Annotated in this window: 17 protein-coding genes and 1 riboswitch; of the genes, 6 read left to right on the plus strand and 11 right to left on the minus strand. The window is 72.8% G+C overall.

The annotated features are described in order from the left end of the window. Position 1 precedes the first annotated feature (1 nt). From ACZ4O3_RS15620 to ACZ4O3_RS15635, 4 genes are read right to left on the minus strand one after another with little or no spacing between them, the layout of a single operon-like run. The gene (locus ACZ4O3_RS15620; RefSeq protein ID WP_467722493.1) at positions 2-607 is read right to left on the minus strand and encodes a DUF6286 domain-containing protein; all 606 of its coding nucleotides are present in this window, start codon (positions 605-607) and stop codon (positions 2-4) included. Then, on the minus strand, positions 607-966 hold the full coding sequence (locus ACZ4O3_RS15625; protein ID WP_362724458.1) for an Asp23/Gls24 family envelope stress response protein: 360 nt from the start codon (positions 964-966) through the stop codon (positions 607-609). The genes ACZ4O3_RS15620 and ACZ4O3_RS15625 overlap by 1 nt, the downstream gene beginning before the upstream one ends. Continuing rightward, positions 963-1,157 (minus strand): hypothetical protein, encoded by a 195-nt coding sequence (locus ACZ4O3_RS15630; protein ID WP_362724455.1) that lies wholly within the window; start codon positions 1,155-1,157, stop codon positions 963-965. The genes ACZ4O3_RS15625 and ACZ4O3_RS15630 overlap by 4 nt, the downstream gene beginning before the upstream one ends. 19 nt (positions 1,158-1,176) lie before the next feature. Then, positions 1,177-1,650, minus strand: a complete 474-nt coding sequence (locus ACZ4O3_RS15635) for an Asp23/Gls24 family envelope stress response protein (RefSeq protein ID WP_362724452.1) — start codon at positions 1,648-1,650, stop codon at positions 1,177-1,179. 87 nt (positions 1,651-1,737) lie between these two features. Here ACZ4O3_RS15635 and ACZ4O3_RS15640 point away from each other — a divergent pair, with 87 nt between their 5' ends. Then, positions 1,738-2,436 (plus strand): nucleopolyhedrovirus P10 family protein, encoded by a 699-nt coding sequence (locus ACZ4O3_RS15640; protein ID WP_467722495.1) that lies wholly within the window; start codon positions 1,738-1,740, stop codon positions 2,434-2,436. 79 nt (positions 2,437-2,515) lie between these two features. Here ACZ4O3_RS15640 and ACZ4O3_RS15645 read toward each other — a convergent pair whose 3' ends face one another. From ACZ4O3_RS15645 to ACZ4O3_RS15660, 4 genes are all read right to left on the minus strand, one after another. Further along, positions 2,516-3,319, minus strand: coding sequence for an enoyl-CoA hydratase/isomerase family protein (locus ACZ4O3_RS15645; protein WP_467722496.1), 804 nt, complete (start codon positions 3,317-3,319; stop codon positions 2,516-2,518). Between the two features lie 128 nt (positions 3,320-3,447). Continuing rightward, positions 3,448-3,666 carry a helix-turn-helix domain-containing protein gene (locus ACZ4O3_RS15650; RefSeq protein ID WP_362645032.1) on the minus strand — a complete coding sequence of 73 codons (219 nt, stop codon included), beginning with the start codon at positions 3,664-3,666 and terminating at the stop codon, positions 3,448-3,450. A gap of 361 nt (positions 3,667-4,027) precedes the next feature. After that, positions 4,028-5,626: an ABC-F family ATP-binding cassette domain-containing protein gene (locus ACZ4O3_RS15655; RefSeq protein ID WP_362729574.1), complete on the minus strand. Its 1,599-nt coding sequence runs from the start codon at positions 5,624-5,626 to the stop codon at positions 4,028-4,030. A 92-nt stretch (positions 5,627-5,718) separates the two neighbouring features. Then, the gene (locus ACZ4O3_RS15660) at positions 5,719-6,603 is read right to left on the minus strand and encodes a hypothetical protein (RefSeq protein ID WP_467722497.1); all 885 of its coding nucleotides are present in this window, start codon (positions 6,601-6,603) and stop codon (positions 5,719-5,721) included. A 220-nt stretch (positions 6,604-6,823) separates the two neighbouring features. Here ACZ4O3_RS15660 and ypfJ point away from each other — a divergent pair, with 220 nt between their 5' ends. Both ypfJ and ACZ4O3_RS15670 read left to right on the plus strand, forming a co-directional pair. After that, on the plus strand, positions 6,824-7,714 hold the full coding sequence (ypfJ, locus tag ACZ4O3_RS15665) for a KPN_02809 family neutral zinc metallopeptidase (RefSeq protein WP_362731771.1): 891 nt from the start codon (positions 6,824-6,826) through the stop codon (positions 7,712-7,714). 106 nt (positions 7,715-7,820) lie between these two features. Beyond that, complete coding sequence (locus ACZ4O3_RS15670) at positions 7,821-8,234, plus strand: VOC family protein (RefSeq protein WP_362731773.1); 414 nt, start codon at positions 7,821-7,823, stop codon at positions 8,232-8,234. A gap of 21 nt (positions 8,235-8,255) precedes the next feature. Here ACZ4O3_RS15670 and ACZ4O3_RS15675 read toward each other — a convergent pair whose 3' ends face one another. The 3 genes from ACZ4O3_RS15675 to ACZ4O3_RS15685 form a co-directional block, all read right to left on the minus strand. Further along, positions 8,256-9,650 carry a hypothetical protein gene (locus tag ACZ4O3_RS15675; protein WP_467722498.1) on the minus strand — a complete coding sequence of 465 codons (1,395 nt, stop codon included), beginning with the start codon at positions 9,648-9,650 and terminating at the stop codon, positions 8,256-8,258. Between the two features lie 332 nt (positions 9,651-9,982). Further along, positions 9,983-11,110, minus strand: coding sequence for an alpha/beta hydrolase (locus tag ACZ4O3_RS15680; protein ID WP_384988225.1), 1,128 nt, complete (start codon positions 11,108-11,110; stop codon positions 9,983-9,985). A 61-nt stretch (positions 11,111-11,171) separates the two neighbouring features. Next, complete coding sequence (locus tag ACZ4O3_RS15685) at positions 11,172-11,906, minus strand: class II aldolase/adducin family protein (protein ID WP_362731544.1); 735 nt, start codon at positions 11,904-11,906, stop codon at positions 11,172-11,174. Positions 11,907-12,284: 378 nt separating this feature from the next. Between ACZ4O3_RS15685 and ACZ4O3_RS15690 the strand changes: the two genes are divergently transcribed. The 3 genes from ACZ4O3_RS15690 (at position 12,285) to ACZ4O3_RS15700 (ending at position 14,409) form a co-directional block, all read left to right on the plus strand. Beyond that, complete coding sequence (locus ACZ4O3_RS15690; RefSeq protein WP_467722500.1) at positions 12,285-12,734, plus strand: GH25 family lysozyme; 450 nt, start codon at positions 12,285-12,287, stop codon at positions 12,732-12,734. A 198-nt stretch (positions 12,735-12,932) separates the two neighbouring features. Beyond that, the gene (locus tag ACZ4O3_RS15695) at positions 12,933-14,162 is read left to right on the plus strand and encodes an inorganic phosphate transporter (protein ID WP_467722502.1); all 1,230 of its coding nucleotides are present in this window, start codon (positions 12,933-12,935) and stop codon (positions 14,160-14,162) included. A 19-nt stretch (positions 14,163-14,181) separates the two neighbouring features. After that, complete coding sequence (locus tag ACZ4O3_RS15700; RefSeq protein WP_362731115.1) at positions 14,182-14,409, plus strand: hypothetical protein; 228 nt, start codon at positions 14,182-14,184, stop codon at positions 14,407-14,409. Between the two features lie 192 nt (positions 14,410-14,601). Next, positions 14,602-14,741, plus strand: a riboswitch (cobalamin riboswitch). Positions 14,742-14,781: the final 40 nt, after the last annotated feature.

The following is a 14,781-nucleotide window of genomic DNA, read 5'->3' on the forward strand; positions in this document are numbered from 1 at the left end:
CTCATCCCTTCCGGCCGGGGCGGATGACGTTCAGGGTCAGCCTGGGCGGGCGCGCGAGGCCCAGGCCATGGATCGCGCCGGTGAGTGCCGTGTCCAGGTCGGCCCGCACCTCGTCGAGTTCACGGAAGTGGGAGACGGCGAGGACATGGGCGCGGGAGCGGTTCAGCCGCACGCGCACCCGGCGTACGCCCGAGATCTCCATGGCCCGGTCGCGCAGCGCCATCGCGGCCGCGTCACGGCGCAGCCCGGCCCGCACGTCGGGGTGGCTGCGGAGCATCGGCAGCACGTCTCGCAGGCCCGGTGTGAGGGCCAGGGTCAGCAGCCATGCGCCGAGGGCGGCGGCGATGCCCGCGCCGACCAGCACCCAGGTGTCGTCGAGGGGCCGCGTCGCGAGTTGCCGGGCCAGTGCGCGGCGCCAGTGCATCGCCGGGTGATGGGCGCGTACGGCCGCGATGTCGTACAGGAAGGCGGCCGACGTCACCAGGAGCAGGGTGGCGACCAGCGCCGCGGGTGCACGGCGGGGCGACCAGAAGCGGGCCTCGTGACCGGCCGGTGGCGGCGCGGCCTCGGGGGGCCTCTCGACGGCCTGTGTCTGATCGGTGCTCATCACGCCCTCCCCGGGCTCTGGGCCGGGTGCAGCCGTTCGACGTGCACGGCGACCTCCCGCACCTCCATGTCCACCAACGCGCCTACCCGCTCGACCACATGTCGACGCACAGCCGCGCAGCGGGCGCCGATGTCGGACGGATAGTCCAGTTCGAGGTGGACGCGGACCCGGGCGGTGCCGTGGTGGACCACCACCGTGGCGTGCGGGGGCACGGCGTCCTTCGGGAGCGGGCCGAGGACCTCGCGGGCCGCCTGCGCCGCGATCTTCGCCACCACCCGGTCGGCGATCCGGACGGCCCCCCGATCGCCCGGCGGCACGACGGTTGCGGGCCCGCGCGTCTCGCTGCTCGCGGTGGTCATTGCCGCCGGTCGCGGCGGTCGTCGCGGCTGCGGAAGAAGTCGCCGGGTTCGAGGTCTCCCTCCGCGAACCTGCCGACGACGAACCCGACGGCGCCGAGCGCCGCCACCAGCAGGAAGGCGCCGAACCCGCCGAAGAACCCGGCGAAGCCCAGCGCCATGCCGGCGATCATGCCGACCACGGCCAAGTTCATGGTGAGCTCCCCTCAGCCGTCACTGGAGCCGGGACTCCGGCTCCTCTTCCTCTTCTTCGGGCAGCTTCACGTCGCTGACCGCGATGTTGACCTCGACCACTTCGAGCCCGGTCATCCGTTCCACGGCCGCGATCACGTTCTCCCGCACCGCGCGGGCCACGTCGGCGATCGACACGCCGTAGTCCACGACGATCTCCAGGTCGAGCGCGGTCTGCACCTCGCCGACCTCCGCCTTCACACCCCGGGTGACCGACTTGGAGCCGCCCGGCACCCGGTCGCGCACCACACCGAAGGTGCGGGCGAGTCCACTGCCCATCGCGTGCACGCCGACCACGTCCCGGGCCGCCAGTCCGGCGATCTTCTCCACCACGCCGTCGGCGATCGTGGTCCGCCCCCGGGTCGACGGGTCGCCGCCACCGCGTCTGACGGCCTTCCGGGTCTGCACCGCCGGATCCCTCGGGTCCTGCTCCGGCTCAGCCGTCGTCTGCGTCATCGCCCTGCACCCCTTCTGATCGTGGTCCTGCGACCACGGTAAGTGCGGATGCCCCGCCGCGCGCCGGTGATGCGGCAGGCTGGAGCAATGACTGCGGACCGGTGGACAGAGGCGGTACGGCACCCGCTGGGCCTCGGCAGGCTGCTCCCGCTGGGCGGGCCGCACGACGGTGCGTGGGTGACGGAGGCGGTGGCCGACGCGGTGCTGCGCCGGGCGGCGGCCGAGGTCGTGGGGGTGCGGCTGGGGGCGGTGCGGATCGCGCTGGCGGATCCCGAGGACGTGTCGGAACCCGCCGTACCGGCACCGCCCGGTGCCGTGCCGCCGGGGCCGCTGCGGCTGGCGGCGGAGTTCGCGGCGACGGCCGCCGAACCGCTGCCGGTGACGGCGGGTCGGTTGCGCCGGGCGCTGGCGGCCGCGGCGACGGCGGGGCTCGGGCTGGCGGTGACCGAGGTGGACCTGCGGGTGACCGACCTGCTGACACGCGACCGGGCGGAGCCGGCGGCCCTGCGACCGCCTCGGCCGCCGTCGGTCCGGGAGGGCACGGATCCGGACGGGGCGCGGGTGACGGCGGCGGCGCTGGCGGTGCCGGGGGTGGCGCGGGTGACCGGGGCGCTGAGCCGGGAGGTGCACGTCGAGGGGGCGTTGCCGCGCCGGCATGTGCGGGTGGAGGTGGCGCTGTCCGAGGGGCCCGGCGCCGTGCCGGTGGCGAGGAAGGTCCGTGCCGCGGTCGGAGCGGCGCTGGGGGATCACCCCACGGTGGCGGTGCTGGTGACGGACGTCGGCTGAAGTGGGAAGGGGGCGCGGGGCTGTGTCGGTGCGCGGCCGCCGCCGCGTGGGCGGGACCAGCCCCGGCCGCCCGCGTGGGCTACTCGCCCACGCCCGCCAGGTCCCGCAGGCGGCGGGCCTGGGCCTGCCGCTCGGCGGCCCGCTGCTCGTCGTACGTCCGGTCACCCGCACCGCGCAGCAGCGCCTTGGTCTCCACCACCGCGTCCCGGGGCGCGGCCAGCAGCGCCGCGGCCAGGTCGCGCACGGCGGCGTCGAGTTCGGCGCCCGGCACCGCGAGGTTCGCGAGCCCGGAGGCCACCGCCTCCTCGGCCTGTACGAACCGTCCGGTCGCGCAGATCTCCAGCGCACGTGCGTAGCCGACGAGGGAGACCAGCGGGTGGGTACCCGTGAGATCGGGCACCAGGCCCAGGCTGGTCTCGCGCATGGCGAACTGCACGTCGTCCGCGACGACGCGCAGGTCACAGGCGAGGGCCAGCTGGAAGCCGGCCCCGATGGCATGGCCCTGCACGGCGGCGATCGACACGAGGTCGTTGCGCCGCCACCAGGTGAACGCCTGCTGGTATTCGGCGATGGTCGCGTCGAGCCCGGCGTCGTCACGGCGCGCGAGTTCGATGAACGTCGGCTCGCCCGGGATCCCCTCCGGCGAGAACATCTGCCGGTCCAGGCCCGCGGAGAAGGACTGGCCCTCACCGCGCAGCACGACGACGCGGACCGACCCCGGCAGCGACCGCCCGGCCTCGGCCAACGCCCGCCACAGTGCGGGGCTCTGGGCGTTGCGCTTGGCCGGGTTGGTCAGCGTCACCGTGGCGAGTGCGTCGTCGACGGTGAGCCGTACGCCGTCCTTGTCGAGAACAGGAGCGAGGTCCTGGTCGGGCGAAGCCATGGGGCGCCTCCGATGTGTGCGGTCATCACGCATTGCCGTAGGGCATGCTAAGTGACTGCACAGTAACCACCCGGCCGATCAGTCGGCCGACCGGGTGGCCACCATCGAAGCCGATGGGCCGCCCGGGGTCAGGACGCGGTTTTCTTGCCCCGCGTCGCCCCGCCACGCCCACGCAGCGTGACACCCGACTCGCTGAGCATCCGGTGGACGAAGCCATACGAGCGGCCGGTTTCCTCGGCCAGTGCCCGAATGCTCGCACCGGAGTCGTACTTCTTCTTCAGGTCTGCCGCGAGCTTGTCGCGCGCGGCGCCGGTTACCCGGCTGCCCTTCTTCAGAGTCTCGGCCACCCGTGCCTCCTCATGGGAAGTGCGCTCTGGTCCCCTCATGATCACCCCTCCGGGGCGCGATGGCCACCCATTCGGCAAGGTCCGTGAGACATCGTTGTGACGACAGGAGCGCGTCCCCACAAGCGGAATCTTCGATTCCTGCATGGACTGTCCATGAGGCTGAACGGGTTCTTCCACGAACTGCCAGGTCAGAGACAGAAAGCGGCCGACCCCTTATCGACAAAGGGGCCGGCCGCGAAATCGATGTAGGACACACCTCGATACGAGGAGATCTCACACAGATGATGGATCACCGATAGGCCGAATGATCCATAGCCAGTGGATCAGGCATTCGATCAACCGACGGCGACGCGACCGGGGCTCAGGCGAGCGCCACGAGGTCCGCGTAGTCGGCACCCCACAGGTCCTCGACACCGTCGGGGAGCAGGATGATCCGCTCGGGCTGGAGCGCCTCGACGGCGCCCTCGTCGTGGGTGACCAGGACGACCGCGCCCTTGTAGGTGTGCAGCGCGCCGAGGATCTCCTCGCGGCTGGCGGGGTCGAGGTTGTTGGTCGGCTCGTCGAGCAGCAGCACGTTCGCCGAGGAGACGACCAGGGTGGCGAGGGCGAGCCGGGTCTTCTCGCCGCCGGAGAGGACACCGGCGGGCTTGTCGACGTCGTCGCCGGAGAACAGGAACGAGCCCAGCACCTTGCGGACCTCTACGAGATCCATGTCGGGGGCGGCGGAGCGCATGTTCTCCAGGACCGACCGGTCCGGGTCCAGGGTCTCGTGCTCCTGGGCGTAGTAGCCGAGTTTGAGGCCGTGACCCTCGATCACCTCGCCGGTGTCCGGCTGCTCGACCCCGCCGAGCAGCCGCAGCAGGGTGGTCTTGCCGGCGCCGTTCAGGCCCAGGATGACGACCCTGGAGCCCTTGTCGATGGCCAGGTCGACATCGGTGAAGATCTCCAGCGAGCCGTACGACTTCGACAGGCCCTCGGCCGTCAGCGGGGTCTTGCCGCAGGGCGCCGGCTCCGGGAAGCGCAGCTTGGCGACCTTGTCGGAGACCCGGACGGCGTCCAGGCCGGCCAGCAGCTTGTCGGCGCGGCGGGCCATGTTCTGCGCGGCGACCGTCTTGGTGGCCTTCGCGCGCATCTTGTCGGCCTGCGAGTGCAGCGCGGCCGCCTTCTTCTCCGCGTTGGCACGCTCGCGCTTGCGGCGCTTCTCGTCGGCCTCGCGCTGCTGCTGGTACAGCTTCCAGCCCATGTTGTAGACGTCGATCTGGGAGCGGTTGGCGTCCAGGTAGAAGACCTTGTTGACGACCGTCTCGACCAGGTCGACGTCGTGGGAGATCACGATGAAGCCGCCGCGGTAGGTCTTCAGGTAGTCACGCAGCCAGACGATCGAGTCGGCGTCGAGGTGGTTGGTCGGCTCGTCCAGCAGGAGCGTGTCCGCGTCCGAGAACAGGATCCGGGCCAGCTCGATGCGCCGGCGCTGACCGCCGGAGAGCGTGTGCAGGGGCTGGCCGAGCACCCGGTCGGGCAGGTTGAGCGCGGCGGCGATGGTGGCGGCCTCGGCCTCGGCGGAGTACCCGCCCTTGGTGAGGAACTCGGTCTCCTGGCGCTCGTACTGCCGCAGCGCCTTCTCGCGGGTGGCGCCCTGGCCGTTGGCGATGCGCTGCTCGTTCTCGCGCATCTTGCGGATCAGCACGTCGAGGCCGCGGGCGGAGAGGACGCGGTCGCGGGCGAGCACGTCGAGGTCGCCGGTACGCGGGTCCTGCGGGAGGTAGCCCACCTCGCCGGAACGGGTGACGGTACCCGCGGCGGGGACACCGTCACCGGCCAGGACCTTGGTGAGGGTGGTCTTGCCGGCGCCGTTGCGGCCGACCAGACCGATGCGGTCGCCCTTGGCGACGCGGAAGGTGGCGTTCTCGATGAGGATGCGCGCACCGGCGCGCAGCTCGATACCGGAGGCGGAGATCACGGACAGACTCCAGGGCGTACGGGGTTTGACGGGTGGGCGGCTGAGGACGTTCCCGCCGTCTAATGCGCGAGGAGAATGGCCATGGGCCAAGTCTAACGGGGCGGCGCAAGCGCTTTTTCGGTGCGCGGGTGTTCGGGGCGGATGCGAGGGCGTTCGCTGCCGAGGGGTGCGCGGTGCGGAACGATCCGGCCCAGGTCGTCCACGGCGATGAGCTGCGCGGTCCAGGCGCCGTCGGCGCAGGGCTGGGCGAGGAGCAGGGCGGGGCCGTGACGTACGGCACGTTCGGGGCGGAAGGCGCAGCCCGCGCGGGCGGGCAGTACCCAGCGCAGATCGCCGTCGGCGGTGCGGTACGCGGCGATGCGGGCCGGGGTGACGACCGCGAGGACGCCGCGGCCGAGAGGGCGCAGGACGCCGGTGCCGCCCTGTCGCCGGAGCCAGCCGGTGGCCGCGGGCAGGGCGCGGTGCCAGCGCACGGAACGGCCGTCCGTGTCGGTGACCAGCCCGTCGTCCCAGACGGCGATCGCGTGCCCGCGTGCGGGCAGCACGCTCAGGGGACGCCGTCCCGCGCGCGCGTACCGCCAGCGCAGGGTCCGTCCGTCGTACGCCTCGACCACCGCTCCGTGCGCGCGTGCGGTGCCCGCCGCAGGGCCGGGGGTGAGGTGGTCCCCGTAGGGGGCGGAACGAACCTGCTGGGCGGTGCAGAGGGCGAGGCCGGCCAGCAGAAGGACGAGCGTGACGGGGAGGAGGCGGCGGGCGAGGGTGACGGAGCGGGAGATACGAACGGGGCGGACGGGGCGGGTGGGGCGTCGGCAGGAGGGGGGCGGGGCCGGGGAGCGGCGGCCCGCGGAGGACGGGAACGGCGCGACCGGGCGGGGGCGGCCGACCGTGGCGGCCCGGGGCGGGGGACCGTCCGCGGGCCGGGGCGCGCCGCGGAAGCCGTCCGGCGCGGTGGGCGGCGAGGTCGTCCCGTGTGGCATGACGGGCACCGCTAACCCCCTTAGGCGCCCGGCCGGGCGTCCTCGTCCCATGGATCAGGCGCAGAGCGTAGTCACGGCCGCGGGGCGGGGGCTGGCGTGACGCGGGGGCGGGGCGGGACGTCGCCCGATCGGGCGTTCGCCGGGCCATCGACGCGAAGTGGCGGCCCTGATGGCGCAAGGTGGATGCAGGGGACGGTGCGAGCAGAAGGCGGTGCGCCCCATGCAGTTCGACGACGACGCGAACCTGGACACCTCCGAGGTCCAGGACGTGCGCGGCAGCCGGGTGCCGGGCGGGAAGGCGACCATCGGCGGCGGCCTGGCCGGTCTGATCGCGCTGCTGCTCGCCCTGTTCTTCGGTGTCGGCCCGGACCAGCTGGGCCTCTCCTCCGGTGACAGCTCGCCCTCGCCCGCCTCCTCGTCGCTGGCGCAGGTGCAGCAGAGCTGCCGTACCGGACGGGACGCGAACACCAAGGACGACTGCCGGATGGTGGCGGTGGTCAACAGCGTGCAGGACTTCTGGAAGCAGGAGTTCCAGGAGCGCCGGGGCGTCTACACCAACGCCCCGACGGTGTTCTTCACCGGCCGCGTCGGCACCGCCTGCGGTACGGCGACCTCTGCGGTCGGGCCGTTCTACTGCCCGGGCGACCGCAAGGTCTACCTGGACCTCGGGTTCTTCGACGAGCTGCGGTCCAAGTTCGGCGCGAGCGGCGGCCCGTTCGCCCAGGCGTACGTCGTGGCGCACGAGTACGGGCACCATGTGCAGGACCTGATGGGCACGTTGAGCAGGTCACGGGACGACCTGACCGGGGTGAACAGCAATGCGGTGCGGGTGGAGCTCCAGGCCGACTGCTATGCCGGGGTGTGGGCGCGGCACGCGACGACCACGAAGGACGAGTCGACCGGCCGGCCGCTGATCACCAGCCTGACGGACGCCGACATCCGGGACGGTCTCGACGCGGCGGCGGCGGTGGGCGACGACCGGATCCAGGAGCGCTACCAGGGGCGGGTGACACCCGAGACCTGGACGCACGGGTCGGCGCAGCAGCGCCAGCAGTGGTTCTACCAGGGGTACCGGACCGGGGACATGGCGCGGTGCAACACCTTCCGGTGAGGGCGCGGCGCCTTCGGCCGGGGGCGTTGTCAGTGCCGGGTGCAAGACTGTGCAGCAGGCCGGACGACGGCTCTCGGGGGACCGGCACAGGAGGGGAGTGATCGGCATGGCAGGCACGACCGGCGGACGGCCGAGCATCTATCCGTCACTGCTGTACGCGGACGCGAAGGCGGCGATCAGACAACTGACGGAGGCCTTCGGCTTCACCGAACTGTCGGTGTACGAGGGCGAGGACGGCATGGTGCTGCACGCCGAACTGGTGCAGGGCAACGGCGCGGTGATGCTGGGTTCCAAGGGCCGCGGCGGCCGTTTCGACGCGGCGATGGAGGGCGCGGGCCCGACCGGGGTGTACATCGTCGTGGACGACGTCGACGCACACCACCAGCGGGCCGTGGATCACGGCGCGGAGATCCTGATGCCCCCGACGGACCAGGACTACGGCTCGCGGGACTACATGGCCCGGGACGTCGAGGGCAATGTCTGGAGCTTCGGCACCTACGCCCCGGAGACAACGGCCTGACCCGCCCGCCTCGCCGGCCCGTCAGCCCCCGGTGTGCACCTGGAAGGCCGCCCGGCGGACGGCCTTGGCCAGCGCCGGGTCGGGGTGGGCGGCGGCGAGGGCGACCAGGACCTGCACGGTGCGCGGGTGACCGACGGCCCGCACCTCGTCGAGCAGCGCGGGGACGGTGGGCTGCAGCGCCGACTCCAGGTGGCGGACCAGCAGCGGCGCCTCACCGTGGTCGGCGACCGCGGCGGCCGTGTCCACCCACAGCCAGGTGGCCTCTTCGCGAGTGAGCACCTCGTGCGCGTCCTCCGGGTCGACCCCGTCGTGCTCGGCCAGCCACAGCAGGGCGTACGGCCGCAGGGTCGGCTCGTCGACGACCGCGTGGACGTCCGGTTCGGCGGGGGCGCCCACCACGCGGAGCGCCTCGAAGGCGAGACCGCGCAGCAGGGCGTCCTCGCCGCGGGCGGCGGCGACGAGTTCGGCGACCGCGCTGCCGACGGGGCGGGCGGCGAGCCAGGCCCGGTACTCGGCGCGGGCCGCGTTGGGGCGGAGCTGCGCGCAGCCGCGCAGCATCTCCTCGGCGGCGACCTCGATGTTCCCGGCGGGGCTCTGCGCGGCCACGCAGATCTGCTCCAGCTTGACCCAGACCGCCCAGCTGCCCAGCGGGGTGAGGGTGGCCTGGCCGGTGCCGTAGGTCAGCGCGCCGACGGAGGCGAGCGCGTGCAGGGACCAGTCGAGGAGGGGAGCGAGCTCGGCGTCCTCGGCGGGCGCGGGGTCGTCGGCCGGTGCGCGGTCGGCCAGGTCGGTGCGGGCGGCGGCCACCGCGGCGACGGGGACCGGGGACCCGGCACCGATCCCGGCCTCCGTCTCGTAGGGGACCTCGCAGCGCTCGGTGCGCAGTTCGGTGACCCGCTGCCGCAGCAGGTCCAGGAGCTGCTCGACCGGGACGGGACCGGCGGACAGCTGGAGGAAGGAGAGCACCTGGGGCATGGCCGAGACGACCTCGGCGACGGCCGCGGCCTCGAACTCGGCGGGCTCCGGATGGGCGAGCGACCAGGCGTCGAAGAGGGCGACCCAGCCGCGCAGCACGGCGCTGTCGTCGCGGTCCCAGGCCCGCAGGCGCCAGCCGGGGCGTGCGCTGTCGCCGTGCACCTCGACCAGGCCGGCGAGCCGGGCGGTGTCCCAGTCGGCGCGGACCTGAGCCACGGTCAGGCCCAGATCGCCGGACGCGCGTTCGGCGGACGCCTCGGAGAGGGTGGCCTTGCCGTCAGCGGTCGCGCCGTCGCTGCCCGGACCGAGTGCCGTGTCGGCCCAGTGGGCGACTCGGGCCGCTCCGGCCAGCCCGGACCGCGCCATTCTGGCCAGCTCGGCGGGGGCCGGGGTGCCCTCGGGCGGGCGGGGTGCGGGGCGGCGCGCGGGCCGCTGGTTCATCGCTCGGGGGGCTGCGGCCAGGGGTCGCGTTCGGACGAGTCGAAGCCTTGAGTCGCGCGGGATACGGGACGTCACGGGTGCAGTCTTCCGGTTGACGGTCCGAAAACCCAAACGGAATGTCACGGCGGGCGACGGGGCTGGCCAACGCACGGGGCCCGAGGGGAGGCGAAGAGACATGTTCAGGCCAGTGGTACGGCCTTAAACGGAACCCTCGGGACCGGCTGGAATCGGGGCCTCCGGCCTGTGCCGGCACAGGCTCCGGGACGGCTCGCCCGCCAGGGGCAAATCACATCAATACGGTCATATATGAGGAGTAAAGATATTCATGAACATCACATAAGAGGTGTGAGGAATCTGCGCAGCCGCTCCTCGTACTGCCGGGGGCCGACGTTCCACATGGCGCTGTGCGGTGCGTCCGGCACGGTGTGCAGGGCGATGCGGTCGGGGTGCCGGGCCGCGAGCCGGCGGGAGTACACCCAGGGGGCCACCGCGTCGTCCGGGCCGTGGACGATCAGGGTGGGCACGATGAGCCGCTCCGGGTCGACCGGGTGGCCGACGTGGTCACCGCCCAGGCCCGCGCGGCCCTGGGCGGCGCGCACCGCGAGCGGCAGCAGCGGGTCGGGGGTGTGCCGGGCCTGGGCGAGGGCCCGCAGGGTGGCCTCCCAGTTCAGCACCGGCGAGTCCAGGATCAGCCCGCAGACGCGCTCACGCAGCGCCGAGTGGGCGGCGGCCCGCAGTGCCATGGTGGCGCCGGTGGACCAGCCGTACAGGACCACACGGCGGGCGCCGTAGCGGACGGCGTAGCGGATCGCCGCGTCCAGGTCGCGCCACTCGCTCTCGCCGAGGTGGTTCAGGCCGTCCGGGGGGCGCGGTGCCCCGAGGTCGCCGCGGTAGCCGAGGGCGAGGACGGGCAGCCGCCGGCCGTGCAGGAACCCCATGACGTTCATGGCGAGCTCGCGGGTGGCACCGAGGCCGTGCACCGCGATCACCCAGGTGTCCCGGTAGCCCGGCACGAACCAGGCGGGCAGCGCTCCGAGTTCACCGGGTATGTCGATGTCCGCGTGGTCCAGGCCCAGGGCCGCGCCCGGGTTGCCGACGTGCACGTTGGGGGTGAGCCAGACCTTGTCGCCGGTTTCCAGGGTGCCGTGGGTCACACGCTCCAGCCGCCGCACGACGGTGTCCGGGGTGGTCGCGGCGGATTCCAGGACGGCGCCGACGACCGCGTGCGAGCCGTCGCCGGCCAGGCCGTAGGTGCCGGGGCGTCGCGAGGCGAGATCGCGGGTGAGGGTGATGCGGCCGGCCGCCGTGCCGTGCACGGTGAGCCGGGGCTCGGTGGGCAGGGGCCGGCCGGGCGGCGCCTTGAGCGCGGCGTCACTGGCGAACCGCCCCGCGGCCACGCTGGCCGCGCCGGCGGCGAGTACGGCACCGACGGCGGCGGCCGTGACTTTGACTGGGCGCACCTGTCCAGTGTCGGGGCGGACCGGGACCGCGGCCAGTGGAAGCGGGCCCACGGTGCCGGATTCAGCCCCGCGGCTGGCCGTATCCGCGCAGGCGGTCCGCCACCTGAGCCAACTGCTCCGGTGAGAGCAGCGCCGGGGTCCGGCCCGGGACCGAGGACGCCGTCAGCCACAGGCGGCACATCCACTCCAGCTGGGCGGTGCGGTCATAGGCCTGGGCCAGGGTGGCGCCATAGGTGACCGTGCCGTGGTTCTGGAGGAGGCATCCGGAGCGTCCGGCCAGGGCGAGGAGCATGTTCTCGGCCAACTCGTCGGTGCCGTACGTCGCATACGGGGCAACCCGGACGGCACCGCCGAGCGCGGCGGACATGTAGTGGATCAGCGGCAGCTCCGGCACGAGGGTCGAGACGGCCGTCGCGTGCACGGCGTGGGTGTGCACGACGGCACCGGCGTCCGTGCCGCCGTAGATCGCGAGATGCATCGGCAGTTCACTGGTCGGGACCAGGGCGCCCAGCACCTGGCGGCCGGCGAGGTCGACGCCCGTCACGTCGTCGGGGGTGAGCGCGTCGTACGGCACGCCCGACGGCGTGACCAGCACGGTGTCGCCGACACGGACCGAGACGTTGCCGGAGGTGCCGACGACCAGCCCGTCGGCCACCGTGCGGCGGGCGGTGGCGACCAGTTCACGCCAGGCGCTCGTCTCCTCCGCGCGCGCCTCCCGCCTTCGCGGCTCCGACACCCCCTGTGCGCCGCCGCGCCCATCCCGCCCGTCACGCTCGTCCCGCCGCTGCTCAGCCATGGCCCGATCCTGTCAGGCGGCGCCCCAACGGGCCTGTACGGCAGAGCGCTTTGGGGAGGAACATCCGAATCCAGTAGAGCGCAGAACGGTACAGAAGGGCACATTTCCGGGCTTGTCCGAAGATCATCGAAGTTACACCGCTCTTCCGGCCATCCCTGGACGATCTTTCGTGCACGTCGCCGTTCCGGGGGGAAACTCGGCCCGTGACCGCACTCCGTCACACCACCGCCGCCACCACGCCCGCACACTCGCCGCGGCCGCGCTCGTGCTCGCCGGAGCCGCCATCGCCCTCGCCGGGGCACCGGCCGGGGCGGCCGGTGCCCCGGCGAGGGCGGCACGACGTCTCCCTCCCACCAGAAGAACGTCGACCCGGCAATCATGCGCGGCGCCTACCACTTCGCCCTGCCGGACATGTCGTCGGGCGCCCGGCGGGCCGCGTGTTTCATGAGCCACGGCGGCACCGGGACGGCGGACGGCTGGACGCTGCCGCCCGCGCACGACATCGAGTACGACCCGTACGAGGAGAAGCACAGGTGCTACGGGCTGAGCCACTCCGGGACGGTCCGGTGGATCAGGTCCTTCAGTGACGAGCTGAACCGGGAGACCGGCGGGCGGCCGGTGATCTACACGACCGCCCGCTGGCGGAACCTGTGCACCGGCGGCAGCGCCGCCTTCGCCGCGGACCGCGCCCCGTGGATCCCCGCCACGGCCCGGCGGACGCGGGCGCGCTCCCGGCCGGGTGGTCGCGGCGGACCTTCTGGCAGTACGACAACAGCGGCAGCCTGCCGGGTGACCAGAATCTCTTCAACGGTTCGGCGGCCCGGCTGAAGGCGTTCACCTCGGGCCGCTGACCTACGGACGACTGGGCCGCCGGACCGGACGACGGGACGGCGGCCTCACCCGTCCCCGCGTACGGATACCCTGAGGTCAATTCCAGACACCACAGAGACCATCTCAGTTCACCTTCCGTTCATCCAGGTTGCCTACGGTCCAACGGCCGATGACCTCTAAAGATTGTCTGGGTAAATGGAAAACTTCTCGCTGATCCTCGCGATTGTGGTGGTGACCGCACTCGCGTTTGATTTCACGAACGGTTTCCACGACACCGCCAACGCGATGGCCACGACCATCTCGACCGGCGCGCTCAAGCCCAAGATCGCGGTGACCATGTCCGCCGCGCTCAACCTGGTCGGCGCCTTCCTCTCCGTGGAGGTCGCCAACACCATCTCCAAGGGCCTCGTCGACGAGAACGGCATCCGCCCCGAGGTCATCTTCGCCGCGTTGGTCGGCGCGATCCTCTGGAACCTGGTGACCTGGCTGGTGGGCCTGCCCTCCAGTTCCTCGCACGCCCTGATGGGCGGCCTGATCGGTGCCACCGTCGCCTCCGCCGGCTTCGGCGCGGTCCACAGCGACGTACTGGTCACCAAGGTCCTGCTCCCGGCGGTCGCCGCCCCCGTGGTCGCGGGCCTCGCGGCGATGCTCTCCACCCGGCTCTCCTACGCGCTCTCCAAGAACGCCGAGGACGAGGCCGCCCGCAAGGGCTACCGGGCCGGCCAGATCGCCTCCGCCGGCCTGGTCTCGCTCGCGCACGGCACCAACGACGCGCAGAAGACGATGGGCATCATCACCCTCGCGCTGATCGCGGGCGGCTCCATCGCCCCCGGCTCCAACCCTCCCACCTGGGTCATCCTCTCCGCCGGCCTGGCCATCGCGCTGGGCACCTACATCGGCGGCTGGCGGATCATCCGCACCATGGGCACGGGCCTGACCGACCTCCAGCCGCAGCAGGGCTTCGCCGCCCAGACCAGCGCGGCCACCGCCATCCTGGCCTCCTCCCACCTCGGCTTCTCCCTCTCCACCACGCACGTCGTCTCCGGTTCCGTGATGGGCGCGGGTATGGGCCGCAAGGGCGGCACGGTCCGCTGGTCCACCGCAACCCGCATGATGGTCGCCTGGGTGCTCACCCTCCCCGCGGCCGCGCTCGTCGGCGCGCTCGCCGAGTCCGTGACGGACCTCGGCGACTGGGGCACGGCGGTCGTCGCCGTCTTCCTCATCGCCTCCAGTGCCGCGATCTGGAAGCTCTCCCGCCGCGAGGTGGTGGACAGCGCGAACGTCAACGGCACCGAGCCGGCCGGCGTGGTGACCGCGGCGATGGCCGCCGTGACCCCGCCGCCCGCGGGGACCGTCACGGACGGCCTGACGGCCACCATCCCCTCCCCCGCCGCTCCCGCCACCGACCCGGCCGCGACCGTCTGACCCCCGAGGAAGAACCGACATGAACATCGACTGGGCAGCCATCGGCTCCGTCTTCGGCGTCAGCCTCGTGGTGACCGTGGGCATGGTGGCCCTCTTCACCCTCGGCATCAAGGGTCTCTCCGCCCGCGAACGCGCCACCGCCCAGGGCAACTCCGCGGCCCTGGCCGTCACCACCGCCTACCTGTGCTTCGCGGCCTGCGCGGCCGCCGTGGCCTACGGCATCCACCTGATCGTGGCGAAGTCCTGACCACGGCCGAGAACTGACCACCGCCAGGGCCTGACCACCGCCGAGACCTGACCTCGCCGGCCGCCCGCGGCCGGCGAAAGGCCCCTCCCCGCCCGCCGGGAAGGGGCCTTCGGCATACCCCACGAGCCCCGCTGGACCACCGGTGTGGGCCTTCCCACACACTCCCCTCGCAGGTCAACGGCAAGTTGACTGGTCTTCCGGGGGCGTGGTGGACTTCCGGAGCCAAGTACGGCGGCAAGAGAGGAAGCCGGTGCGAATCCGGCGCGGTCCCGCCACTGTCACCGGGGTAGCACTCCCCGGGAGCCAGGAACTCTCACCGCCGGTCTCGTCGAACCAGGGCGTGGACACCCTGAGTGAGGACATATCGCCATG

It is taken from the genome of Streptomyces sp. NPDC026515, assembly GCF_055567595.1.